This is a genomic window from Enterobacter sp. LU1, from assembly GCF_008271405.2.
GTDB classification, from domain to species: domain Bacteria; phylum Pseudomonadota; class Gammaproteobacteria; order Enterobacterales; family Enterobacteriaceae; genus Enterobacter; species Enterobacter hormaechei_C.
Genome location: NZ_CP043438.2, coordinates 1,274,223 through 1,297,804 on the forward strand (window position 1 = coordinate 1,274,223; position 23,582 = coordinate 1,297,804).

General features: G+C 56.3%; 21 protein-coding genes. 10 read left to right on the forward strand and 11 right to left on the reverse strand.

Annotation, left to right across the window (positions count from 1 at the left end):
- Positions 1 to 43: 43 nt before the first annotated feature.
- Positions 44 to 964, reverse strand: a complete 921-nt coding sequence (locus tag FZF21_RS06125; RefSeq protein ID WP_017694326.1) for a LysR substrate-binding domain-containing protein — start codon at positions 962 to 964, stop codon at positions 44 to 46.
- A 620-nt stretch (positions 965 to 1,584) separates the two neighbouring features.
- Between FZF21_RS06125 and ahpC the strand changes: the two genes are divergently transcribed.
- Complete coding sequence (gene ahpC, locus FZF21_RS06130; RefSeq protein WP_014882974.1) at positions 1,585 to 2,148, forward strand: alkyl hydroperoxide reductase subunit C; 564 nt, start codon at positions 1,585 to 1,587, stop codon at positions 2,146 to 2,148.
- Between the two features lie 188 nt (positions 2,149 to 2,336).
- Positions 2,337 to 3,902 carry an alkyl hydroperoxide reductase subunit F gene (gene ahpF / locus FZF21_RS06135; protein ID WP_017382489.1) on the forward strand — a complete coding sequence of 522 codons (1,566 nt, stop codon included), beginning with the start codon at positions 2,337 to 2,339 and terminating at the stop codon, positions 3,900 to 3,902.
- 59 nt (positions 3,903 to 3,961) lie between these two features.
- Here ahpF and uspG read toward each other — a convergent pair whose 3' ends face one another.
- Positions 3,962 to 4,390: a universal stress protein UspG gene (gene uspG, locus FZF21_RS06140; protein WP_006809652.1), complete on the reverse strand. Its 429-nt coding sequence runs from the start codon at positions 4,388 to 4,390 to the stop codon at positions 3,962 to 3,964.
- 181 nt (positions 4,391 to 4,571) lie between these two features.
- On the opposite strand from uspG, the gene FZF21_RS06145 reads away from it, so the two are divergent.
- Positions 4,572 to 5,810, forward strand: coding sequence for a zinc-dependent alcohol dehydrogenase (locus tag FZF21_RS06145; protein ID WP_015571156.1), 1,239 nt, complete (start codon positions 4,572 to 4,574; stop codon positions 5,808 to 5,810).
- A gap of 10 nt (positions 5,811 to 5,820) precedes the next feature.
- On the opposite strand, the gene yldA is transcribed toward FZF21_RS06145, so the two are convergent.
- Together yldA and rnk are read right to left on the reverse strand one after the other, a co-directional pair.
- Positions 5,821 to 5,910: a small membrane protein YldA gene (gene yldA, locus FZF21_RS22275; protein WP_015571155.1), complete on the reverse strand. Its 90-nt coding sequence runs from the start codon at positions 5,908 to 5,910 to the stop codon at positions 5,821 to 5,823.
- A gap of 137 nt (positions 5,911 to 6,047) precedes the next feature.
- Complete coding sequence (rnk, locus tag FZF21_RS06150) at positions 6,048 to 6,458, reverse strand: nucleoside diphosphate kinase regulator (protein WP_047737907.1); 411 nt, start codon at positions 6,456 to 6,458, stop codon at positions 6,048 to 6,050.
- Positions 6,459 to 6,720: 262 nt separating this feature from the next.
- On the opposite strand from rnk, the gene FZF21_RS06155 reads away from it, so the two are divergent.
- Complete coding sequence (locus FZF21_RS06155; protein WP_003858756.1) at positions 6,721 to 7,341, forward strand: flavin reductase family protein; 621 nt, start codon at positions 6,721 to 6,723, stop codon at positions 7,339 to 7,341.
- A gap of 1 nt (position 7,342) precedes the next feature.
- Complete coding sequence (locus FZF21_RS06160; protein WP_063946092.1) at positions 7,343 to 8,197, forward strand: AraC family transcriptional regulator; 855 nt, start codon at positions 7,343 to 7,345, stop codon at positions 8,195 to 8,197.
- Between the two features lie 3 nt (positions 8,198 to 8,200).
- On the opposite strand, the gene ptsP is transcribed toward FZF21_RS06160, so the two are convergent.
- The 7 genes from ptsP to dcuC all read right to left on the reverse strand — a co-directional run bounded on the left by ptsP (position 8,201) and on the right by dcuC (position 16,902).
- Positions 8,201 to 10,696, reverse strand: coding sequence for a phosphoenolpyruvate--protein phosphotransferase (gene ptsP / locus FZF21_RS06165; protein ID WP_047737904.1), 2,496 nt, complete (start codon positions 10,694 to 10,696; stop codon positions 8,201 to 8,203).
- Positions 10,697 to 10,718: 22 nt separating this feature from the next.
- Positions 10,719 to 11,759 carry an aminopeptidase gene (gene ypdE, locus FZF21_RS06170; RefSeq protein WP_047737901.1) on the reverse strand — a complete coding sequence of 347 codons (1,041 nt, stop codon included), beginning with the start codon at positions 11,757 to 11,759 and terminating at the stop codon, positions 10,719 to 10,721.
- Positions 11,732 to 12,844, reverse strand: a complete 1,113-nt coding sequence (gene ypdF / locus FZF21_RS06175; protein ID WP_047737898.1) for an aminopeptidase — start codon at positions 12,842 to 12,844, stop codon at positions 11,732 to 11,734. Before ypdF ends, ypdE begins: the two co-directional genes overlap by 28 nt.
- 11 nt (positions 12,845 to 12,855) lie before the next feature.
- Entirely contained in the window at positions 12,856 to 14,106 is a 1,251-nt protein-coding gene (locus FZF21_RS06180) for a PTS fructose transporter subunit IIC (protein ID WP_017382484.1), read from the reverse strand.
- Positions 14,107 to 14,133: 27 nt separating this feature from the next.
- Positions 14,134 to 14,457: a fructose PTS transporter subunit IIB gene (locus FZF21_RS06185; protein ID WP_017382483.1), complete on the reverse strand. Its 324-nt coding sequence runs from the start codon at positions 14,455 to 14,457 to the stop codon at positions 14,134 to 14,136.
- A gap of 173 nt (positions 14,458 to 14,630) precedes the next feature.
- Positions 14,631 to 15,440 carry a ribonuclease I gene (gene rna, locus FZF21_RS06190; RefSeq protein ID WP_047737896.1) on the reverse strand — a complete coding sequence of 270 codons (810 nt, stop codon included), beginning with the start codon at positions 15,438 to 15,440 and terminating at the stop codon, positions 14,631 to 14,633.
- A 94-nt stretch (positions 15,441 to 15,534) separates the two neighbouring features.
- Positions 15,535 to 16,902: an anaerobic C4-dicarboxylate transporter DcuC gene (gene dcuC / locus FZF21_RS06195; RefSeq protein ID WP_017382481.1), complete on the reverse strand. Its 1,368-nt coding sequence runs from the start codon at positions 16,900 to 16,902 to the stop codon at positions 15,535 to 15,537.
- A 340-nt stretch (positions 16,903 to 17,242) separates the two neighbouring features.
- On the opposite strand from dcuC, the gene FZF21_RS06200 reads away from it, so the two are divergent.
- Genes FZF21_RS06200 through FZF21_RS06220 form a run of 5 tightly spaced genes read left to right on the forward strand, consistent with a single transcriptional unit; the run spans position 17,243 to position 23,568 of the window.
- Complete coding sequence (locus FZF21_RS06200) at positions 17,243 to 17,644, forward strand: hypothetical protein (RefSeq protein WP_032620077.1); 402 nt, start codon at positions 17,243 to 17,245, stop codon at positions 17,642 to 17,644.
- 53 nt (positions 17,645 to 17,697) lie between these two features.
- Positions 17,698 to 17,991, forward strand: coding sequence for a copper-binding protein (locus FZF21_RS06205; RefSeq protein WP_047737894.1), 294 nt, complete (start codon positions 17,698 to 17,700; stop codon positions 17,989 to 17,991).
- Between the two features lie 11 nt (positions 17,992 to 18,002).
- Positions 18,003 to 19,259: a TolC family protein gene (locus tag FZF21_RS06210; protein WP_015571145.1), complete on the forward strand. Its 1,257-nt coding sequence runs from the start codon at positions 18,003 to 18,005 to the stop codon at positions 19,257 to 19,259.
- Positions 19,256 to 20,455: an efflux RND transporter periplasmic adaptor subunit gene (locus FZF21_RS06215; RefSeq protein WP_149121007.1), complete on the forward strand. Its 1,200-nt coding sequence runs from the start codon at positions 19,256 to 19,258 to the stop codon at positions 20,453 to 20,455. The genes FZF21_RS06210 and FZF21_RS06215 overlap by 4 nt, the downstream gene beginning before the upstream one ends.
- Complete coding sequence (locus FZF21_RS06220) at positions 20,452 to 23,568, forward strand: efflux RND transporter permease subunit (protein WP_063946094.1); 3,117 nt, start codon at positions 20,452 to 20,454, stop codon at positions 23,566 to 23,568. The genes FZF21_RS06215 and FZF21_RS06220 overlap by 4 nt, the downstream gene beginning before the upstream one ends.
- Positions 23,569 to 23,582 lie beyond the last annotated feature (14 nt).

Consider the following 23,582-nt stretch of genomic DNA (forward strand, 5'->3'; position numbering starts at 1 on the left):
ATTTTTTCAGTTTGCGATTTTTATATTCATCATATAAATGATTTTACGCAGACGGAGCGGAAAGACAGAGTTTATGCATTTTCTCAATGAACGTTGAAAAAACACTGCTGTTCAGCGATGAACGGCTGTAAAGCATATAGACATGTATTTCGGGCAATTCAAATGGGGCGGCGATCCGTTTTAATTTTAACGTCTCTTTATAGGCTTCATAGATTGATACGGGTATAAAGCCTAACAGATCAGATGAACTGACCATGGAGATAAGCGAAATGATGGAGTCCGTGCGAAAAGCAATATCTCTTTCCGGGAAAAGGTCATTGGCGCGATTCTGGAACTCTTTAACGCCCGGGTGCGCACTCTGGTAAAAGGTGAATTTTTCCCGGTATAACGCTTCAAGACTGACCGTATCGGCGAGTCTTGGATGGTTTTCTCGGCAGATTAACGCTATTGGCACCGTGGCAAAGTGAGAACACACCACAGAGCGATTCTTAATTGGGGCAATAGTAAAGATCAGGTCGGCTTTACGGTAGGCGAGCAGGTCCTCTGCGGATTCCGGAGAGATAAGCATATCTCGTTGTTCTATCTCGTAATTTTCCTCTGACATTAGCAGCTTCATTGGTTCGAGCATATAGCCGGGCGACATCATTTGAGAGCAATAGATAACGAACTTTTTCTTGATGTCCGAGTGATGCATCATGTTGATCGTCTGCTCAATTTGGTTGAGATTCTGTTCAAGATGATGATGCAGGTTGGTGCCCACCGTGGTCGGCGTAATTCCCTTACCTGAGCGGATGAACAGGGGGTCATTGAGCTGGCCACGCAGACGTTGCAGCGACTGGCTCACGGCGGATGGCGTGATATAAAGTGTCTCGGCAGCCTTACTGATACTGAGATGTTGGTAAATGCATTCGAAGATGACTAACAGATTGAGATCGAATTTTTTTAGGTCGTAGAGGTTGGCCATGTTTCGTCCTGAGTGTGCTGTGTTTGCTGTCGTTATCACATCATGGAGTACGACAGAGGGAAGTTACCTTTAACAATCCGTGGGGGTAACTCGCTTAATTTAAAAATTAAGTGATCTTAATATATCACGGCTTTGGATTATTGAAACACAACTTCAAGATTTATTAAGATAATTTTATCTTTAAAGTGTGATTGAATTATTTGAATGACAACTGGCATTTATATATAGCGCGAAATTTATAATGAAATTAAATTATAACGTTTCTGAGACCTGTTCGATTCTGCCTATCACAACCATAGGCAGGACTATCCCTCTTATGCATTGCTCAATGCGCGCACGGATGCTGTAATCAAACCGCTGTTACGGCCTTGATACAAGGTATGTAGAGCGCAACGCAACGCCAGCTTCGGCTGGCACTGAATGTACCTGCGGGGAATTCAGGTATCAGGGCCGCCCGTTGAGGCGGCCTTTTTACTTTCAGGCTTTCCTGTAAAAGGTTCACCTTGCTGTCTTGTTGTTGTTGTAAGGTTTGGCTGATTGATTTGATAAAGCATACGCATTAGCCCCGATGAACAAAGTTGGTTACCTTACATCTCAACGAAAACACGGAGGAAGTACAGATGTCCTTGATTAACACCAAAATTAAACCTTTCAAAAACCAGGCGTTCAAAAACGGTGAGTTCATCGAAGTAACTGAGAAAGATACCGAAGGCCGCTGGAGCGTGTTCTTCTTCTATCCGGCTGACTTCACCTTCGTTTGCCCGACCGAACTGGGCGACGTGGCAGACCACTACGAAGAACTGCAAAAGCTGGGCGTAGACGTTTACTCTGTTTCTACCGATACCCACTTCACCCACAAAGCGTGGCACAGCAGCTCTGAAACTATCGCGAAAATCAAATACGCGATGATCGGCGACCCGACTGGCGCCCTGACCCGTAACTTCGACAACATGCGTGAAGATGAAGGCCTGGCAGACCGCGCGACCTTCGTTGTTGACCCGCAGGGCATTATCCAGGCTATCGAAGTTACCGCTGAAGGTATCGGCCGTGATGCATCTGACCTGCTGCGCAAAGTGAAAGCGGCTCAGTACGTTGCTTCTCACCCAGGCGAAGTGTGCCCGGCGAAATGGAAAGAAGGCGAAGCGACGCTGGCTCCATCTCTGGACCTGGTCGGCAAGATCTAAGTCTGTAAAGCCTGGCGGCGCTACGCTTGCACAGGCCTACAGTATCGTAGGCCGGGTAAACGAAGTGCCACCCGGCAATCAATGGGCGCTCCCCGCGCCCATTTCATTCCAGCACCATGATGCAAGTTGCATTCAGGCAGCCCGTATAAGGCGGCTTGCATGATGACGTTTTAAGAGAGGGAAGAATAATGCTCGACGCTAACATGAAAACCCAGCTCAAGGCCTACCTTGAGAAACTGACCAAACCTGTTGAGCTGATTGCCACGCTGGACGACAGCGCGAAATCGGCAGAAATCAAAGCGCTGCTGACAGAGATTGCTGAGCTGTCGCCGAAGGTGACCTTCAAAGAAGACAACACGCTGGCAGTCCGTAAGCCTTCTTTCCTGATCGCCAACCCAGGGTCTGACCAGGGGCCGCGTTTCGCGGGCTCTCCGCTGGGGCACGAATTTACGTCCCTGGTGCTGGCGCTGCTGTGGACCGGTGGTCATCCGTCAAAAGAAGCGCAGGCGCTGCTGGAGCAGATCCGCGATATCGACGGTGATTTTGAGTTTGAAACCTATTACTCACTCTCCTGCCATAACTGTCCGGACGTGGTGCAGGCGCTGAACCTGATGTCAGTCCTCAACCCACGCATTAAGCACACGGCGATTGACGGCGGTACGTTCCAGAACGAAATCACCGAGCGCAACGTGATGGGCGTTCCGGCGGTTTACCTGAATGGTCAGGAGTTCGGCCAGGGGCGTATGACCTTGACCGAAATCGTCGCCAAAGTGGATACCGGCGCAGAAAAACGTGCGGCGGAAGAGTTGAACCAACGCGATGCGTACGACGTACTGATTGTTGGCTCCGGCCCGGCGGGCGCGGCGGCAGCGGTCTACTCCGCACGTAAAGGGATCCGTACCGGTCTGATGGGCGAGCGTTTCGGTGGTCAGGTTCTGGATACCGTTGACATTGAAAACTACATTTCCGTGCCGAAAACCGAAGGCCAGAAGCTGGCCGGGGCGTTGAAAGCGCACGTCAGCGACTACGACGTGGATGTCATTGACAGCCAGAGCGCCAGCAAACTGGTTCCGGCGGCGGTCGAGGGTGGTTTGCACCAGATTGAAACAGCGTCCGGCGCGGTGCTGAAGGCGCGCAGCGTGATCATTGCCACCGGCGCGAAATGGCGCAACATGAACGTCCCGGGCGAAGATCAGTATCGCACCAAAGGCGTGACCTATTGCCCGCACTGTGACGGCCCGCTGTTCAAAGGTAAACGCGTCGCGGTGATCGGCGGCGGTAACTCCGGCGTGGAAGCGGCTATCGATCTGGCGGGAATTGTTGAACACGTTACCCTGCTGGAGTTCGCCCCTGAGATGAAAGCGGACCAGGTGTTGCAGGATAAAGTACGTAGCCTGAATAACGTCGATATCGTGCTCAATGCCCAGACGACAGAAGTGAAAGGCGACGGCAGCAAAGTGACCGGTCTGGAATACCGTGACCGCGTGAGTGGCGATATCCACAGCGTGGCGCTGGCAGGGATCTTTGTTCAGATTGGCCTGCTGCCAAACACCACCTGGCTGGAAGGCGCGATTGAGCGCAACCGCATGGGCGAGATCATCATTGATGCGAAATGCGAAACCAGCGTGAAGGGCGTATTTGCGGCGGGCGACTGCACCACCGTGCCGTACAAACAGATCATCATCGCCACTGGCGAAGGTGCGAAAGCGTCGCTGAGCTCGTTTGATTATCTGATCCGCACCAAAACCGCATAATAAAAGAAAGCAAGACGACACCTGCAATGCCAGAGGCCACCAAAAGGTGGCCTCTTTTTTTATCTCACGACCATCACCGGAATGTGGGTGTGGCGGATCACGCTGGAGGCGTTCGACCCCAGCAGGTGAGTGGTGATGGAAGGGTTACGTGAACCAATCACTACCACGTCGGCATTTAATTCCCCCGCCAGCTCATTAACGGCGTCGCGCACGCTACCGAACCGGACGTGGGTTTTGATGCGGGAAGGATCGATGCTGAAGTGCCCGACCATGGTTTGCAGGCGTGTCTCGGCTTCATGCTGTAAATGCTCTTCAAAACGACGCACATCAGCAGCGAAACGATGCAGGCTCAGGCTGGCAGAGCCCGGTAAAACATGCAGAAGATGAATAACTCCGTCCTGCTGCGCGAGAAATTCCGCGTGACGTACAGCCTTATCACTCAGTTCCATTTCGAAAACATCAACCGGCATAATGATTGTTTGATACATAACCGTTTCTCCTTGTTTATAAACGCTGAAATCATTCAACCACAAAATATAAAAGGTTTCTGTAATCCCGACAGCACTTTTTTATCTCGCCAGGATAAATCTCAAAACAGCCGGATTCCGGGGCAGATCCCGAGAGGTAGCTACCCTTTTATAAGCTTACCCACACCCTTTCGGAGGTTGCATGAAAGCTCTCACCTATCACGGTCCACATCATGTTCGGGTCGATAATGTCCCCGATCCGGGCATCGAACAGCCTGACGATATCATCCTGCGCGTAACGGCCACGGCGATCTGTGGTTCTGATTTGCATCTTTATCGCGGAAAAATTCCCAAGGTCCAGCACGGCGATATTTTTGGTCATGAATTTATGGGCGAGGTGGTGGAGTGCGGGAGCGAAGTGAAAAACGTGCAGAAAGGTGACCGGGTGGTGATCCCGTTTGTGATTGCCTGCGGTGACTGCTTCTTTTGCCAGATGCAACAGTACGCGGCCTGCGAAAACACGAACCGCGGGCAGGGCGCGGCGCTGAACAAAAAGCAAATTCCCGCCCCTGCCGCGCTGTTTGGCTACAGCCATCTTTACGGCGGCGTGCCGGGCGGACAGGCGGAGTATGTGCGCGTCCCGAAAGGCAACGTGGGGCCGTTTAAAGTGCCCCAGCTGCTGTCTGACGACAAAGCGCTTTTCCTGTCAGATATTCTGCCTACCGCCTGGCAGGCGGCAAAAAATGCGCAGATCCAGAAAGGCTCCAGCGTCGCCGTATTCGGGGCCGGGCCGGTGGGGTTACTGACCATTGCCTGCGCGCGGCTTCTCGGCGCAGAGCAGATTTTCGTGGTTGACCATCATCCCTATCGACTGCGGTTTGCCCAGGAGCGCTACGGCGCGATCCCGATTAACTTTGATGACGATAACGACGCGGCGGAGAAAATCATTGAGCAAACGGCCGGACAGCGCGGAGTGGATGCGGTGATTGATGCCGTCGGGTTTGAGGCCAAAGGCAGCACCACGGAAACGATCCTCAGTAACCTGAAAATTGAAGGCAGCAGCGGCAAAGCCCTGCGCCAGTGCATTGCTGCGGTGCGGCGCGGCGGCGTGGTCAGCGTGCCGGGCGTGTACGCCGGTTTTATTCACGGCTTCCTGTTTGGCGATGCCTTCGATAAAGGGCTGAGCTTTAAGATGGGGCAGACCCACGTCCATGCCTGGCTGGGAGAGCTGCTGCCGCTCATCGAAAAAGGGCTGCTTACCCCAGAAGATATTGTGACCCACTATCTTCCGCTGGCTGATGCGGAACGCGCCTATAAGATCTTCGAAAAACGGGAGGAGGAGTGCCGCAAGGTGATCCTGGTGCCTGGCGCAGACACCCCGGAGGCAGCGCAGCAGAAAGTGAAGGGACTGGTGAATGCCTTCCCCGGCGGCGTTGTGTGAGGTTCCTCACTCACCAGTGGCGCTCAAGATACAGCACCGCCACGACGAGGATCGCCAGGATGATGAGAAAAACCAGTGTGATAACAAGTATCTCACCCATGACCGTCCCCACGGCACTACAACAGACTAAGCGTGGATTAAGCGGTTTTTGTCCGGTATAGCACAATAGGGTGAATTTGCGGAAAGAGGATGCGGGTGCATCCTCTGTGCAAAGCGGGGTCGCTTGTTCAGAAGGGATTAACGCAGGTAATCGCCAGCGGCTTCGGGCTGGTAGAGCAGCTCAAGCACTTCCAGGTGAGCTGAGGCGCCGCCCGGGAGTTCCCAGTGGATGGTATCGCCCGTGCGCAGTCCAAGCAGCGCTGCGCCCACGGGTGCCAGCACCGACAGTTGCGTGCTGCTGTCGGTCATCTGCCCCGGATAGACCAGCGTACGAGTGAGCTCCTCTCCGGTGGTCAGGTTGCGGAACTTCACCTGGCTGTTCATGGTGACCACATCATGCGGCATGGTCTCAGGCGTACACATCTGCGCCCGGTCGAGCTCTTCGTTCAGCGCATCGGCTACCGGCAGCGAGGCGAATTCTGGTTTCTCCAACAGTCGGTCAATACGTTCTGCGTCGAGTTCATTGATGATAATCGTAGGTCTGGACATTTTTACTCCATGTCGTTAATGCTGCGTGTAACGCAGAAACCAATCCAAAAGAAAACCCTCGCCGTCTGGCAGCGAGGGTTTAACTTATCTGATGATACTGTCTGAAACCGTAAGTTTGAAGTGATGAAGGTCACAATCATGCGCCATATGAATTTTTGGCAATAAACCCGGCGTCCCGATTCACGCTGAACGGAAATTTCGTTACGCTGGAAAGACTGAACCCGGGCAATGCGCGTTGCAGCCCCAGCGTAGAGAGAGCGATATGTACTTTTACCAACCGTCTCAGGGGCACGGCCTGCCGCACGACCCGCTGAACGCCATTATCGGTCCACGTCCGATTGGCTGGATCTCATCCTGTGATAAGGCCGGTCAACTGAACCTTGCCCCGTACAGCTTCTTTAACTGCTTTAACTATCGCCCACCGATCATTGGTTTTTCAAGCAACGGCTGGAAGGATAGCGTGCGGAATATTACCGAAACGGGGGAGTTTGTCTGGAACCTCGCAACGCGCGATCTGGCCGAGGCGATGAATGAAACCTCCGCCACGCTCCCTCATGGCGAGGATGAATTTACCTTTGCCGGCCTGACGCCCGTAGCCAGCCAGCTTGTGAGCTCGCCGCGCGTGGCGGAAAGCCCGGTGAATTTCGAGTGTCGATTGTCACAGTGCATTCAGCTTACCGGCGCGGATGGGACACCGATTGATACCTGGCTGGTGCTCGGCGAAGTCGTGGGCGTCCATATCGCCGAGAGTTTGCTGGAAGAGGGGATATACCAGACCGCGAAAGCGCAGCCCATTCTGCGTGCGGGTGGACCTACAGCCTACTACGCCATCAGTGACAGCCATCGCTTCGACCTGGTACGCCCGGATGCGCGCAGGGGGTGATATGCGCGCAACCCTGTTGCCCGCCGATCAGCAGTTTTTTGCCGATCTGTTGAGCGGCCTGGTGCTCAACCCACAGCAGCTGGGGCGAGTCTGGTTTGCTCAACGTGGCGCGTCTGACGCTGTCGGAAGCGTGAGCCGCGACTGGCCACGGCTTGATGTCGTTCTTCGCGGGGAATATGGCAACAGACTGGTTACCGGGCAGCAGACCCTCTGCCAGGGGGAAATGCTGTTTCTTCCCGCCCAGGCCGCCAGCGTCCCGGTGTTTGAACGACCGGTCATGCTGCTGAGCATTCTTTTTGCGCCGTCGTGGCTGGGGCTGGTGTTTCATGATACCCGTCACGGGCGATCCGTGCCTGCGCAGCGACACGTTGAGCTTCCTCATCCTGAACGAGGCGAATGTGCCGCGATGCTGATGGCCCTGACGCACCTGAGCACTTCCCCGCAGGATCAGGCCATTATTCAACCGCTGGTGCTGAGCCTGCTGCACTGGTGCCGGAAAGTGGTGTCTTCGCTGCCTGAACCGGGACTGTCGCGCGGGGATTTTCTCTATCAGAGCATTTGTAATTGGGTGCAGGAAAACTATGCTGAATCCCTGTCGCGGGACAGCGTCGCCGCGCTTTTTAATATTTCGGCTAACCATCTGTCACGCCTGTTCTCCCAACAGGGGACGATGAGTTTTGTGGATTACGTTCGTTGGGTGCGTATGGCGAAGGCGAGAACCATCCTGCAAAAATACCACCTGCCGGTGGGGGAAGTGGCGAAGCGCTGCGGCTATGCCGATAGCGACTATTTTAGCCGTCTGTTCCGGCGCCAGTTTGGCCTGACGCCGGGGGAGTATCGCGCACGCTTTCAGTGACAGTCAGAACGTGATTTCAGCGTTCAGCAGATCCAGGATACTTTGCGGCGTCGTTGCTGCAAACAGCGACTCGCGAAACGTTTTATTGACCAGCTTCCGCGCCAGCTGGGAAAAGACCTTCACGTGATTAATCCCTTCCTGAGCGCCGAGCGTCAGCATGATCACCAGCTCGACGTCGCCCAAATCCGACTCCCAGTCAATCGCCTTGTCCAGGCGTGCAATGCTGATGCTGGAGTGGCGTATCCATTGCGATTTGGTGTGAGGGATCGCCACGCCAAACCCGACGGCGGTGGTGACAATCTCTTCGCGCTGCCAGAGATCTTCTTCAAGTTCGAGCGGGTTTTCGGTCCTGCCATGAATCGCAAGATTTCCGCATAAGAACTGAAGCACCTGCTCTTTTGAGGTCAGCGGCTCATTGACCACGATAGTCTCCAGGGCCAGCAAGGGACGCGGCGGCGCTTCCGGTGTGAAATCCGCCAACAGGGCTTCAATCTCCTCTGCGCTGCGGCTGTCGCAGGCCTTTTCCGCCAGCGCCCGGCAGGTTGCCATGTCCAGCTGACGCAGCTGGGTTTTTACCGCAGGGATGCGCGGCCCGCTCATGCTGAACTCATCTAAGCCCAGACCAAGCAGAAGAGGGAGGTAGCGCTGCTCTCCGCCAAGTTCCCCGCAAATGCCGACCCATTTCCCGTGACGATGCGCTGCGGCGACAATCTGGCGAACCATGCGTAAAAAAGACGGTGTGATGGGGTTATACAGCCCCGAAACGCGCGGGTTGTTGCGATCGACAGCGTAGAGATACTGAGTCATATCGTTCGAGCCGATACTGAAGAAATCCACCTCTTCGCAGAAGTGATCGATGATAAAGCAGACTGAAGGCACTTCAACCATGATCCCCAGCGGCAGGTGCGCGGTGTGACGTAACCCCTGTGAGGCCAGGGCGTCACGAACGTTTTGCAGCTCCTGTTTGATCCATAAAATCTGATCGAGACTGTGCACCATCGGGATCATCAACAGCGCATTGCCGCTCGCGCCTGCGCGTAAGATCGCGCGCAGTTGGGTGCGGAAGAGATCGGCAAATTCGGGATAAATACGAACGGCGCGATAGCCGAGGAACGGGTTTTCTTCCTGGGGAATGTTCAGGTAAGGGATCTGCTTATCGCCGCCGATGTCCATTGTGCGAAAGATGACCGGCTTGCCCTGCGCGGAGAGCAGCACCTGCTGATAGGCTTCGAATTGCTCCTGCTCGTCCGGCGCGGAGTCTCTGTCCATATACAGCATTTCAGTGCGAAACAGCCCGATACCCTGCGCGCCGCAGGTAAACGCCCCGGGCGCTTCCAGCGCGCTGCCGATGTTGGCGGCAATCTCTACCGGTACGTTGTCGCGGGTGAGTGCTGGAAGACCCGCATCTTTGATCTGCTGCTGGTGGCGTCGGTCGGCAAGGCGCTGCGCCACGCTATAGTAATCATTCACCGCGTCGTTGGGTTCAACGACCAGCACGCTACAGATGCCGTCCAGAATGACCTCTTTTCCCATCAACGGCGCCAGCGAGGCGACCGTTAAACCACTCAGCACAGGCACGGAGGCCGCGCGTGCCAGGATCAGCGTATGCGACGTCCGGCCTGTTTTTTCAAGCACCATGCCTTTCAGATACTGCGTGTCGAGGCTGAGAAACTGGCTGGGCGTCAGATCTTCCGCCACCAGAATAGTGGGAGCGCTGAGGGTGAATGCGGAGGTTTGCTGCAACTCCGGCCAGGTAATGTTAAGAAGCTGCTCGCTGATGTCGCGAATATCGCTGACGCGTTCACGCAGGTAGTCGCTGGCGGAGAGCGACAGCTTGTCGCAGATCAGCTCCATATTACGAATGATCGCCTCCGCAAGGCTTAGCCGTTCCTCGGCGATCAGTCGGCGTATGGTGCCGCCAAACTCCTCATCCTGGATCAGCGAAAGATGCGCGCTGAGAATGGTTTTACTCTCGCCGTCCAGCCCGCGCAGACGGTGGTTGAGCTGTTCAGCCAGCGTCGCCAGGCTGTGTTCCAGGCGGGTAATATCTTCCGGCGAGGCGGGGATCTGACAATAACGTTTGAGGTTATCGCTCTGCCAGCCTCGCAGAGTGCCAGCCCCGATGCCACTGGCGAGCGTAATGCCGTGCTGAAGGTGGGGAGCAAGCCTTACAAGCGAACGGGGCAGGGGATGCGCAACGTGCGGCGCGTCGCCGGAGGGAATACTGTCGCTGTCGATAAACGCGCCGGTGAGATACGCCTCCAGCACGCGTCGGGCCTGCTCCTCGTCGCTGCCGTTAATTTCCAGCACGCAGCTGTCATTAAACAGCGTACCGGTACTGATCAGCGCCAGCGAGCTTTTGGCATCCGCGTGAGTGTTAAGCCGTCTGTTGATAAAACGGATGTCGCTGCGCCATGCGCTGCACTGCTCTTTTAACGCCCAGGCCGGACGCGCATGCAGGCCGTTGGGCAGTGGGCAGAAAAATTCAATTGAAAGCATACTTCCTCCTGGCCGCGTGAGATCAGCATCTGAAGTCCGTCAGATGATCCACGGTCTCACGGTTCATGCCTGCCACAAGCGCGACAAGCAGTTGTTGGGTGTGATGAATGTCTTTTTCGTCGGCAATGGATGCCGCGCAGTGCCCGTGTCGGGTCGGGGGACCAAGCACAAGAGTCGGCACACCAGTGCCGGAGAGATGGATCGCCCCGCCGTCCGTTCCGCCGTTGCTGAACATGTCTTTTTGCAGCGGGATCCCTTGCGAGCGCGCGATCGTCTCAGCCAGCGCAATCAGTTTGGCTGGGGCGATGAGCGTTTTGTCGTACAGCACCAGCATCGGGCCCGCACCGATCTGGCGATGGTTGGCGCTGCCATAATCGAAATTTTTTGACCAGCAGGCGGTATCCAGCACCAGCGCGATATCAGGATGAATGGCGCGCGTGGCGGTCTGGCCGCCGCGCAGGCCGACCTCTTCACTTGAGCTGGCCACCAGCCAAAGCTCGCAGTCGAGCGGCGTCTGGTGCAGCTCACGCAGCAGCGCGATCAGCAGGTAACAGCCGAGACGATCGTCGAAGGCTTTACCCATCACCCGATTGTGGGGAAGGGTCTGAAAGGGTGTATCGAACGCCACGCGGTCGCCTGCGTCGATACCGGCGGCGAACACCTCCTCCGCCGACGTCGCGCCAATGTCGACACGTAAATTGTCAACGTTTTCTCCTTTCAGATCCCCATCCAGCAGTCCCGGTATTTTTTCCCCGTTACGCGTGGTGATGCGCACCGGCTGAAGGGTACGGGCCATCATGCGCACGTTGCCGATGGGCAGGACATCAATGGCCCCTTCGCGCGAGACGCTACGCACCATAAAACCGACTTCATCCATATGGGCGCAGACCATCACCTTCGGGCCCCGGCTCTGGTTGACGCGGATAAGCACGGAACCCAGCCCATCAAACTGAACCTCTTTATGGTATTTTTGCGCCTCACTGAGCAGGATGTCGCGCACCTCTTGCTCTGAGGCCGCAATGGCGTCTGCTTCGCTCAGGGCGCGCAGTAAATCTCTGTCCACTCTTGTTCTCCCGTCAGCAATAGCCGTTTGTCGAGGGTATAAAGCACCTCGGCGCCCGTTTCCGTCACCAGCACCACATCTTCAATTCGTACCCCGCCCTGGTGTTCAAGGTAGATCCCCGGCTCAACGGTCAGCACCATGCCGGGCTGCAACGGGGTGCGGTCGGTAGGGGAAAAACGTGGATTTTCATGGACATCAATACCAATGGCATGACCGGTGTTATGCCCGAACTGCGGACCGTAACCTGCACGTTCAATCACGGAACGTGCAGCGCTATCGATCTGATGACAGGAAACGCCGGGGCGGATGGCATCAATGGCCGCCTGTTGTGCCGCCAGAACGATCTGGTACACCGCATAGAGAGGGTGCTCCTCCGGCGGCGTGTTTTGCCCGGCGACAAGAAAGGTCCTTGTCATATCCGAGCAATACCCCTGGTGTTGGGCGCCGAAATCAAGGGTGATCATCTCGCCAGGCATAATCACTTTGTCAGAGGCTTTGCCGTGGGGCAGCGCACCGCGCGGCCCGCTGGCGACAATGGTGTCGAAAGAGGGCTTGTCCGCACCCTCCTGCTTCATAAACCACTCCAGCTCGGCAGCGACTTCACGCTCGCGCATACCGGGCTGAATGAAACGCCGGATGTGTCGTGCGGCGCGGTCGGCAATGCCGCATGCTGCACGGATACGGTCGATTTCGTCAGCGGTTTTTATCTGCCGCAGCGCGTCGAGCGAGGTGCTGCAAAGTGTGGTATTCAGGGTATCGCGCCACAGCACGCCTGTTTGCCAGCTCACGTATTCACCCTCAAAGCCAAGACGGGTAAGATCTTCCTTCGCAATAATCTGATTCACCGCCTGCGCAAACGGGTTCTCCGTGTTAAGCAGGTGCATCTCATAGCCCGCCGCTCGTGAAGCGATATCGCTGTAGTAACGGAAATCCACCAGGATATGTGCCGCGGTTTGTGTCACCAGCACATAGCCCGAACCGGTTGAAATGCCCAGGTGCGGCTGTTTATTCTGGCGCGAAGAGATGAGCACGCCGTCCAGTTTTTCCGCAGCCAGCCAGGCACGAAGCCTTCTCAGTAATTCCATGGTTCACCCCGTTACAGCGTGTCGATAGCGAGTTTTCCGCGCTTGTGCAGACTGTTACGAATAATCACGACCAACAGCGCGGTGATCGCCGCCCCGACCACAATACTGAGCATGTACGCCCCCAGATTGGTGACCAGCGGCCACGCCCAGATCGCCGATTCAGGGAACCACTGCACGGCACCGAGCGCGGTGGCGGTCATCGCACCCGCGATCGCACCCGCCATATACGCCGGCAGCGTCGCAAGCGGATTTTCCAGCAGGAACGGGATGGCCCCTTCACTGATGCCCATAAAGGCGAGGAACATGGCCGTTTTGCCTTGCGGATAAAGCTGCGGACTAAACAGTCGTTTGCCGGTCAGACGATGGTCAATCAGCGTGGCCAGCCCCAGACCAATGGGCGGAATAACAATCGCCACGGCGCGGGAGGTGATGGGCAGGACATGATCGGTTGTCAGCCCCAGGCCAACAAATCCCGCCGCTTTGTTAATGGGGCCGCCAAGATCAATCGCCGTGGCTGCCGCCATCCCGATGGCGTACATCATTGAGCCCGCCTGACCCGCCGCCAGCAGTACGGTCCGCATACCTGCATTCAGCCAGCCGCCAATCGGCGTGATGATGTAATACATCGCCAGCATCACAAACAGCGCCGAGAGTATTGGGATCAGAAAGGTGCTTTTAAAGGCCAGCAGATACTGCGGTACGTTAATACGGCTATTCAGCCATTTGACCAGATAGCCTGCGGCTATGGCGATAATCAGCGCGCCAATAAACGTGGAGGGCACGGGTTTGGTGGCAAGCCAGGTCAGTTTTTCCGCATCAAAGTTCAGCACCAGCGTCGGCTGCGTGGCGACAAGGCCACCGATAAACCCGGCCGGGAAGGCCAGCTTTCCGCCGATAGAGTTGGCGACAAAGGCGGCAAACATCGGGATGGCGAAGCTGAACAGCAGCCCGCCGAACGATTCGGTCAGATAGCCAAATTTCAATACCGAGAGATTGAAACCGGTGAATTTGCCAGAGTTAAGCGCGTCGAGAATACCGGTGTCAGGCGGGATCTCCAGCCAGACGTAGGCGATGAGCTGTGAAATGGCGAGGATAACCCCGCCCATGATAAGCGTTGGCACCATGCGGGATATCCCCGACATAATGTGCTGTGGAAGCTCTTTCCAGAAAGACGCACCGGCGGCAACCGGTGCGGATTTGATGGCAAGTGTGTCACCCTCGTGACTGTCCGGGCGAACCGCGCTGCGTTTTTTAATAGCCATGACGAAAACCCCTGGGTGTGAGGATTATTATTGTTCTGCTGCAATCATCTCTTCGATCTCTTTCAGGGTGCCTGCCGCGTTTTTAATGGCGTCCTGAAGCGTAATCTCATACACGTCGCGCGTTTCGAAGCGCTCATTGTCTTCCGGGGTGATCGCGATGGCGTGGATAATAATGTCAGCGTCGGCAATATCCTGTGGGGTCAGGCGATTCTGGATCCCGTCCGCGCCCTGGGTTTCAATTTTTACCTCATAACCGGCTTCCGTCGCCGCGTCTTCCAGTGCCTGGGCTGCCATGAAGGTATGTGCCAGGCCCATCGGGCAGGCGCACAGTGCAATCAGTTTTTTAGCCATGTGAAATTCCTCCTGTAGATAACGCCACGATTATGGCGGGGAGGTTTCAGTGCTGTTTACCGGATTAATAATGCATTAGCTGGAAAAATGATGCGGGTGAGCGGAAGTGTGAGGTTAATCGTCATATCACGGAAATCAATGAAAAACCGGGCAAAAGGGTGCCCGGCGCAGTATCAGTAACCGGCTTTATCAATGACAAACTGTTTACCGCAGTTGCCCGGATGCGGCTGAGGCGTAAAGGAGCCGGCAGAGAGCGGGTTGTTGATGGTGCTGCCGTTCAGCGAGATCTGCATCTCGGTCAGATAAGCCGGATTGCCATGGCAGGTAAGCTTGAACGCTTTTACGCTCTGTTTCCCCCAGCTTTTGGCCACGGCGGCATCGAAGTCGCTGCGGCGGACGGTTTTGCCATAATTTTCCGCCAGAAATTTTCCTGCCGCGCTGTGCTTCACTTCCTGGTTCATGCGCACCATGGTGCCGAAGTAAGCGTCGGGATCAAAACCAAAGCAGACGCCGTGTTTCGCGTATTCATAACGTTCAAGGCAGGAGTTGCCGCCCGCGCCGGGCATCACGCTGTTCAGCTTCGCCGCGCCGGTTAGCGATAGTCCGGTCTCTGCGGCGTCACATTTGCGGCTGGCTTTTGCTTCCGGCATATTCGGAACCGGACGAGTGGCACAGCCGAAGCGCATCCAGCGGCGTTCATCCACTCCGCGAGCGGCAATAGATTTCGGCAGCGCGGGCCATAAGCCGTGGACGGTCAGAAAATCGGTTTTGTTGCTGCTCTCTTTTTGCAGGCGACACTCTTCCGGTTCGTCACGGTTACGTTCGACCATGCTCTGGCAAAATCCGGTTTGCCAGGAAAGGGCCAGAACGTAGCGATCGAAATCGCCGTACTGGGTTGGCTTAAGCGGATCTGCCTGAATTGAGAAGACACAGAGTGCAAGCGCTACTGCGCCAGACGGGATAACGATATCCTTCCTGAACATTTGCTTTCCTGATTGGTTGGGCGCGATTAATTTCTGGGGGTTATTAAAGCACAAAAAGCGCCCGCAGGCGCTTTTTGGAAATCAGGAATTTCGCTTAGGCAGCGCCGGGAACCAGTACTTCGGTGGCGATAATAACGATAATCAGGCCAACCAGCACCGGCACTGACGTGCGTTTTACCACTTCAAACGGAGAGATTTTCGCCATCCCCGCAACCGCAACCACCACGCCCGATACCGGAGAAATGGTACGGCCCAGGTTGGAAGCCTGAAGCATCGGAATGGACAGGTAAGCCGGGTTGATGCCGGAGGAGTGCGCCAGCTTAGGGATCATCTCAACAAAGGCGTAGAACGGCGCGTTACCGGAGCCGGTCGTCATCGCCGCCAGCATGGTCAGCACCACCAGCACCAGCATCAGGATAATACTGGCCGAGCCGAACGAGGTGGCGATAGAGATCAGGCTCTGAATAAAGCCGATGGTGCTCAGCCCCTGGGCAAACACCCCCGCGGCAACCAGCAGCATCACCACGCCCGCGAAGGCATCCGCCATACCGCGGAAGGCAACTTCCAGACCCGTGAACACTTTCTGGGTGTTAAAACCACGAACGAATTCCAGGATGGCCGCCAGCAGCATACAGATCACCAGGATAGTGATGATGTGCAGCTGCGGGCCCCATTTGCCGTCGAAAATAAGCACGCCAATAATCGGCGTGAAGGGCAGGATGGAATAAAACGCCGGGGCGGTAGTGGTGATTTCGCTGACGTCCATCATTTCGTGGCTGACGTTCTCTTTCTTATCGAGATAGCGCTGCCAGAAGAAATGCGCCACGCCCATGCCGAGAATAGCGGTGATGGAGATCGGCAGTGTGGTTTTGAAGGCGAAGTCAATCAACGACATTTCCGCGGCTTTTGCGGCCAGCACTACGTCACCGGAAGTAGGGGAGAGAATAATCGCCGCCGGAGAGGCGCAAATAGCCGCCGCTGCGCCACGGCTGATCCCGACGTTAACCATTACCGGGAACAACGTTGCCATTAACAGCACGCCAAGGCCCGTTGCTGAGGAAACGGCTAATGACATCAGACAGGCCAGGAAATAGGCCGCGACCATCAGCAGATAGGGGGAATTAATATATTGCAGCGGCTTAGAAGCCAGCTTTACCACCATATCATTCGCGCCGATATGGGTCATATAGGCAGCAAATCCGCAGAGCATCATGATCATCATGCCCAGATCGCCGCCGCGGCTCATCAGCAGAATTTTTATATATTCCACAATATCGGTAGCGGTATATCCGGTGCTGGCTTCGCTGGCGGGTAAAACCTGATGACCCATTAGCGCGCTAATGATCAGCAGCGTCAGGCCGCCGACAAATAGCACGCCGGTGGCTGAGTAACCTTTAATGATGTAGCGTGCTACACCGACAATGACCACGACTCCAATGAGGAGTTCGAGAAAAGTAAGCATGATTTCCCCTGTATCCTTGCTGCCCGAGAGACAAATAATCAATAAAAAAGAAGCTGAAATGTGCCGAATAAATGTCCAGTCCTTGCTGATTAAAATCAAGAAAGAGACTACTAAAGGCACTGATGACGATATTTTTGCTAACCCTGCGTCATTTATATTAAGACGTTATTGACCTGATGAATAGATATTATATGTCATTAAAATGATGGTGAAGTGTTAAGGTTTTGAGTATTACTTGCCGAGAATCGATTTAAAACGTAAATCTCTTTAAAACCACTTCTCTTTCATTCTTTTGCCTGCTTATACTCGGTTCACTTTTACCCTATCCGACGATCTGAATATGCACGCCAGCTGGACATATCGCCTGCGCTTTATCAAAAAACATCTGCTGATGTTTTTGCTGGCGTTTGGCTGGCTGTTGATCCAGAGTCAGGTGGCCGTCGCCTCCCATCAATGTTCAATGGATTTGCGGGGTGAGGTGGCCACTATCCAGCACATGGAGATGATGGCGCAACCGGGGCCGCATTATGCTGCCGGTGCTTCACCGCTGTGTGAAAAGCATTGTGTGCCGGATCAGGTACAAAAAGATCCTGCCCAGCCGCATCTGGTGGCGCTGCCTGCCGCCATGACCCTGACCTTAACGACCCCAGAGTGCTCGTCTGCAAGCCATTCTGCGTGGTCCGTTACCCCTCCTGCTGTGGGGCCGCCGGCAACGATCCGCTACTGCCGGTTTCGGGAGTAAAAACCTGTTAATTCGTTGATTTTATTTACTTAACGTTTAACAGGAGTTTTATCATGCGTACCGTATTCCTTTCCGCGCTGGTTGGCGCGTCCGTCTCTTTCGCTTCTTATACCGTTCAGGCAAACCAGACCTGGCAGGGCCACGGCGTGGTTCAGTCGATCTCTGACAGCGCCGTCATGCTCCGGCACAAGGCCATACCGGAACTAAAATGGCCAGCAATGACCATGCCGTTTACTTTATCTGCCGGCGCCACGCTGAATGACGCCAAACCAGGGGATGAAGTGACCTTCACGCTTGAGCGTGCGGGTGACGGTTTCCAGATTATCTCGCTGACGCCAGCACGCTAAGCGAGGTCACCATGAAACAACACACACTGAGCCTGTGGCTCGGTGGGGTGTTGTTCGGCCTGTTAACCTCCGCCGCGCAGGCGGAGCCGTGGACGCTCGAACACACCCTCACCGAAGCCCAGCGCTACTCAGCAGAACTCTCCGCCAGCCGTAACGAAGCGCAGGCGCTGGATGCGATGGCGGATTCCGCCAGGCAATTACCTGACCCAAAACTGAAATTCGGCATCGAAAACGTGCCGGTACAGGGCAGCAACGATCGGCGGCTGACGCGCGAAGGGATGACCATGCAGAAGGTTGGCATCATGCAAAGCTACGTCAGCTCAGAGAAGCGGGAACGTAAAGCGCAGACCTTTCAGGCGCAGGCGCGAAGCGTGCTGGCAAAATCCGAAGCCGTCCGCGCCGCGCTTCAGCGTGATACCGCCCAGGCCTGGCTGGATCTGGCGCTGGCCCAGCAGGCGCTGAATACGGCCAGAACGCTGGTCCGTGAAACCGAACGCCAGCGGGGCGTGCAGAAGGCGAGCGTCGGGGCGGGAAGCGCAACGCCGGACAGCGTACTGGCCCTGCAAATGATCCTCAGCGCCATGCGCGACAAAGAGACGCTGGCGCAGCGGGATGTGCAGCTGGCGCAAAGCCGTCTGCTGGAGCTTACGGGGCACGCGATTACGGCGGTTCGCGGTCCGCTGCCGCGCTATCAGCGTCTTCCTGCCGATGAAAAAACGTTGCAGGAGGGGATCGTCAGGCACCCGGAAGTGGAGGCCGCACGACGTGAAGCCGAGACCGCGAAAGCGCGTTCAGCGCAATCTGCCGTGGCGGCGATACCCGATGTGGATGTGGAGGTCTATTACGCCCACCGCGCCGAAGGCTATGACGATATGGCTGGCGTGATGTTCAGCGTGGATCTGCCTTTGTTCCAGTCAAAACGTCAGGACAAGGATTACGCCGCCGATGTTTCCCGCTCAATGCAGGCGGTGGATCAACTGACGCTGCTCAAACGTGAACACATTGCCCAGGTGCAAACGCTGGTGGCGCAGTATCAGGCTGCGCAAACGGTGTGGCAGCGACAGCGGGACGAGGTACTACCGTTGCAGCGTCAACGGCTGGCGGTACTGACGGCGCAATATCGCTCTGGACAGTCGGCGCTTCCGGCCCTGCTGGAGGCGCGTCGTGGCGTACTGGATACGGAACTGGCGGTGAACCAGGCGGAGCGCGAAATGGCGCGAACCTGGGCTGCCGTGAACTGGCTGATCCCGCAGGAGCTGGCGCAATGAAAAAAACAACGTTAATGGCGATTGCCATCGCGATAGCTGCCGCTGGCGGCTATTTTGTCGGAAAGAAGCAGACGCATCAGCCGGCTGCGGCTGCACAACCCTCTGAACGTAAGGTGCTTTACTGGTACGACCCTATGGTGCCCGGTCAGCGCTTCGATAAGCCGGGTAAATCCCCCTTTATGGATATGGATCTGGTCCCGCGCTACGCCGATGAAGCACAGGCGGCGTCAGGCGTGGCCATCAGCACTCAACAGCAGCAAAACCTGGGGATGAAAACCACCAACGTTGAGATGCGCCAGCTGGTTTCGCCGTTCTCGGCCTTTGCCACGGTTGCAACGGATGAACGTAACGTCTCGGTGGTGTCAGCCCCGGCCAATGGCGTGGTGTCAAAATTGTTTGTTAATGCGCCGCAGCAGCAGGTGAAAGCCGGAGAGGCGCTGGCGCAACTGTGGATCCCGCAGTGGACCACCGCCCAGCAGGAGTATCTCGCGGTTCGTCAGCTTGGCGATGCCGCATTGACCCGCGCCGCACGCGAGCGACTGGCGTTGCAATTTATGCCGGAAGAGGTCATTCGTTTGCTGGAGCGTAGCGGTAAGCCGCAGACCACGCTCACCCTGCGCGCTGACCGGGCGGGGTATGTGGTGAAGCTGGACGTGCGGGAAGGGGCGCAAATCACCGCAACGGCGCCGCTGTTTGAGATCGCCAGCCTCGATCCGGTCTGGCTGGTGGTCGATTACCCGCAAACGCAGGCGCAGTCTCTGGCAGTAGGCAGCAACGTGGTCGCAACGTCGGAAAGCTGGCCGGGGGAGCAATTCCACGGCACGGTCAGTGAATTGCTGCCGCAGATGGAGACAACCACGCGAACCCTGAAAGCCCGTATCGTGCTGGAAAATACCGCACATAAGCTGAAGCCAGGCATGTACCTCTCCGTCAGGCGTGCGGAAGAGATGAAAGGTCCGCCGGTGCTGGCGGTGCCGGAAGAGGCGGTAATTAACAGCGGAGAGTCTGCGCGTCTGCTGCTGGCCACCGGGGACGGTTATTTCCGGCCTGTGACGGTGAAAACCGGCCTGACGGCGCAGGGCTGGACGGCGATCCTGTCCGGGGTCAAAGAGGGCGATAAGGTGGTGACGTCCGGGCAATTCCTCATTGATTCCGAAGCCAGCCTGCGTAGCGTGATGCCGGAGGTGACGCCATGATTGCCGCTGTGATTCGCGCCTCGTTGCGTAACCGCCTGCTGGTGATCCTGGCCGCGCTGATGATGGCCGGCTGGGGCTGGTGGGCGGTGCAGCGCGCGCCGCTGGACGCGTTGCCCGATCTGTCTGATGTGCAGGTCATTATCAAAGCGAGTTACCCCGGAAAAGCGCCGCAGGTGATTGAAGATCAGGTGACCTGGCCCCTGACAACCTCCATGTTGTCTGTGCCGGGAGCTAAAACCGTGCGTGGTTTTTCAATGTTTGGTGACGCTTATGTGTACGTGCTGTTTGAGGATGGCACCGATCTCTACTGGGCGCGATCCCGGGTGCTGGAATATTTAAGCCAGGTACAGGCGCAGTTTCCGCCAGGCGTGAAGGTGTCGCTGGGGCCAGATGCGACGGGCGTGGGCTGGATCTACGAATATGCGCTGATCGACCGTAGTGGAAAACACAGCCTGGCAGATCTGCGGGCCCTTCAGGACTGGACGCTTAAGTTCGAGCTTAAGACGGTACCGAATGTATCTGAAGTGGCAAGCATTGGCGGAATGGTGCGTCAGTATCAGATCGTGGCGGACCCGGCGAAGATGCGCGCGCTGAATATTACCCACAGCCAGCTATCCGGCGCGGTGCAGGCCGCCAATAAAGAGAGCGGCGGCGCCCTGCTGGAGATGGGCGAAGCGGAGTATATGGTGCGGACAACGGGCTATTTGCGCTCGCTGGAGGATTTTCGCAATGTGGTGATCGCCACCCGCGATGGCGTACCTGTCCTGCTGAAAGATGTCGCCACCATTGGCATTGGCCCGGAGATCCGCCGGGGCGTGGCGGAGCTTAACGGTGAAGGGGAGGTCGCTGGCGGCGTGATCGTGATGCGCTACGGGCAGAATGCGCTGGAAACGCTTCGTGCGGTAAAAGCGAAACTGAGCAAGCTGCAAAAAACGCTGCCGCAGGGCGTCGAGATTGTTCCGGTCTACGATCGTTCCACGCTGATTGAGGACTCGGTCAAAACGCTGACGCACAAGCTGCTCGAAGAGTTTGCCGTGGTGGTACTGGTGTGCGCGCTGTTCCTTTTCCACCTGCGCTCCGCGCTGGTGGCGATGGTCTCTCTGCCGCTGGGGATCCTCGGTGCTTTTGTGGTGATGCACTATCAGGGCATTAACGCGAATATGATGTCGCTCGGCGGGATCGCCATTGCCATCGGGGCGATGGTGGATGCGGCAATTGTGATGATTGAAAACATGCACAAGGTGCTGGAGCAGTGGCGGCATGATAATCCGGGCAAGGAGCCCGCGCCGGGGGAATACTGGCGTCTGGCGGAAAAGGCGGCGGTCGAAGTGGGACCGGCGCTGTTTTGCAGCCTGTTAATCATCACGCTGTCATTTATACCGGTTTTTTCGCTGGAAGCGCAGGAGGGGCGAATGTTCTCGCCGCTGGCGTTCACCAAAACCTGGTCGATGGCCGTGGCCGCCGGGCTTGGGATCACCCTGGTGCCGGTGCTAATGGGCTTTTTCATTCGCGGGAAAATCCCGGATGAGAAGGCAAACCCGATCAACCGCCTCCTGATCCGCCTGTATGAGCCGCTGCTGGACAAGGTACTGACCTTCCCGAAAATGACGCTGGCACTGGCATGTCTGCTGCTGATCGCCACGCTCTGGCCGCTGAGCCGCCTGGGAAGCGAATTTATGCCGCCGCTGGATGAAGGGGATTTACTCTATATGCCCTCCACGCTGCCGGGGATCTCTGCTCGCGAGGCATCGCGGCTGCTTCAGCAGACGGACCGCTTGATCAAAAGCGTACCGGAGGTCGCGAGCGTGTTTGGCAAAGCCGGTCGGGCGGAGTCGGCAACCGATCCCGCGCCATTAACCATGCTGGAAACAACCATTCACTTTAAGCCCCGCGAGCAGTGGCGGCCAGGAATGACGCCGCAAAAGCTGGTGGAGGAGCTTGATAAAACCGTGTCGCTGCCGGGTATTGCCAATGTGTGGGTGCCGCCTGTCCGTAACCGCCTGGACATGCTAGCAACCGGGATCAAAAGCCCGGTCGGCATTAAGGTGAACGGCAATAATATTGCCGACATTGAGCGCGTGGCCCGGCAGATTGAGCAGGTGGTGAAGGACGTTCCTGGCGTCTCCTCTGCGCTGGCGGAGCGTCTGGAAGGCGGGCGCTACGTGGATATACGTATCGACCGGCAAAAAGCCGCGCGCTACGGCGTGTCCGTCGATGAACTGCAAAGCCTGGTCTCCACGCTGGTCGGGGGCGATAACATTGGTGAGGTGATCCAGGGACGCGAGCGGTATCCCATCAACCTGCGTTATCCCCGCGATTTGCGTGATAACGTCGACACGTTGCGGGTGTTGCCGGTAGTGACCGCCAGCGGTAGCCAGGTGGCGCTGGGGGAATTGGCCGATATCGTCGTGACGGAAGGCCCACCGATGCTCAAAAGTGAAAACGCGCGCCTTTCCAGCTGGATCTACGTGGACTTGCGCGGGCGCGATCTGAAGTCCGCCGTGGATGAAATGCAAAAACGGGTGGAGGAGAAGGTGGTATTGCCGCAGGGCGTGTCTCTCTCCTGGTCCGGGCAGTTTGAATATCTGGAACGGGCGACCGCGACGCTCAAAATAGTTTTACCTGTCACGCTGATGATTATATTCGTCCTTTTATGGTTAACCTTCAGGCGGATATCAAATGTCCTGATAATAATGGGGACATTGCCGTTCGCGCTTATTGGGGGCGTGTGGTTACTGTGGCTGCTTGAATATAATTTGTCAGTGGCGGGGGCCGTTGGCTTTATCGCCCTTTCCGGAGTGGCGGCAGAATTCGGCGTAATTATGGTTCTTTATTTGAATCATGCGCTCGATAAATATCACAGGCTGGAGCCAGAAGGGGGAAATACGGTGCTGATGCGGGCGATCCACGAAGGTGCCGTGCTGCGCGTGCGTCCGAAGGTGATGACGGTCGCCACTATTATGGCAGGACTGCTGCCCATTATGTGGGGGAGTGGGAGTGGTTCGGAGGTGATGCAACGTATTGCCGCGCCGATGATTGGTGGCATGGTAACGGCACCGTTATTATCGATGTTAGTTATTCCCGCACTCTACAAATTGTTACATCAACGTTAAATATGTCAACTGCA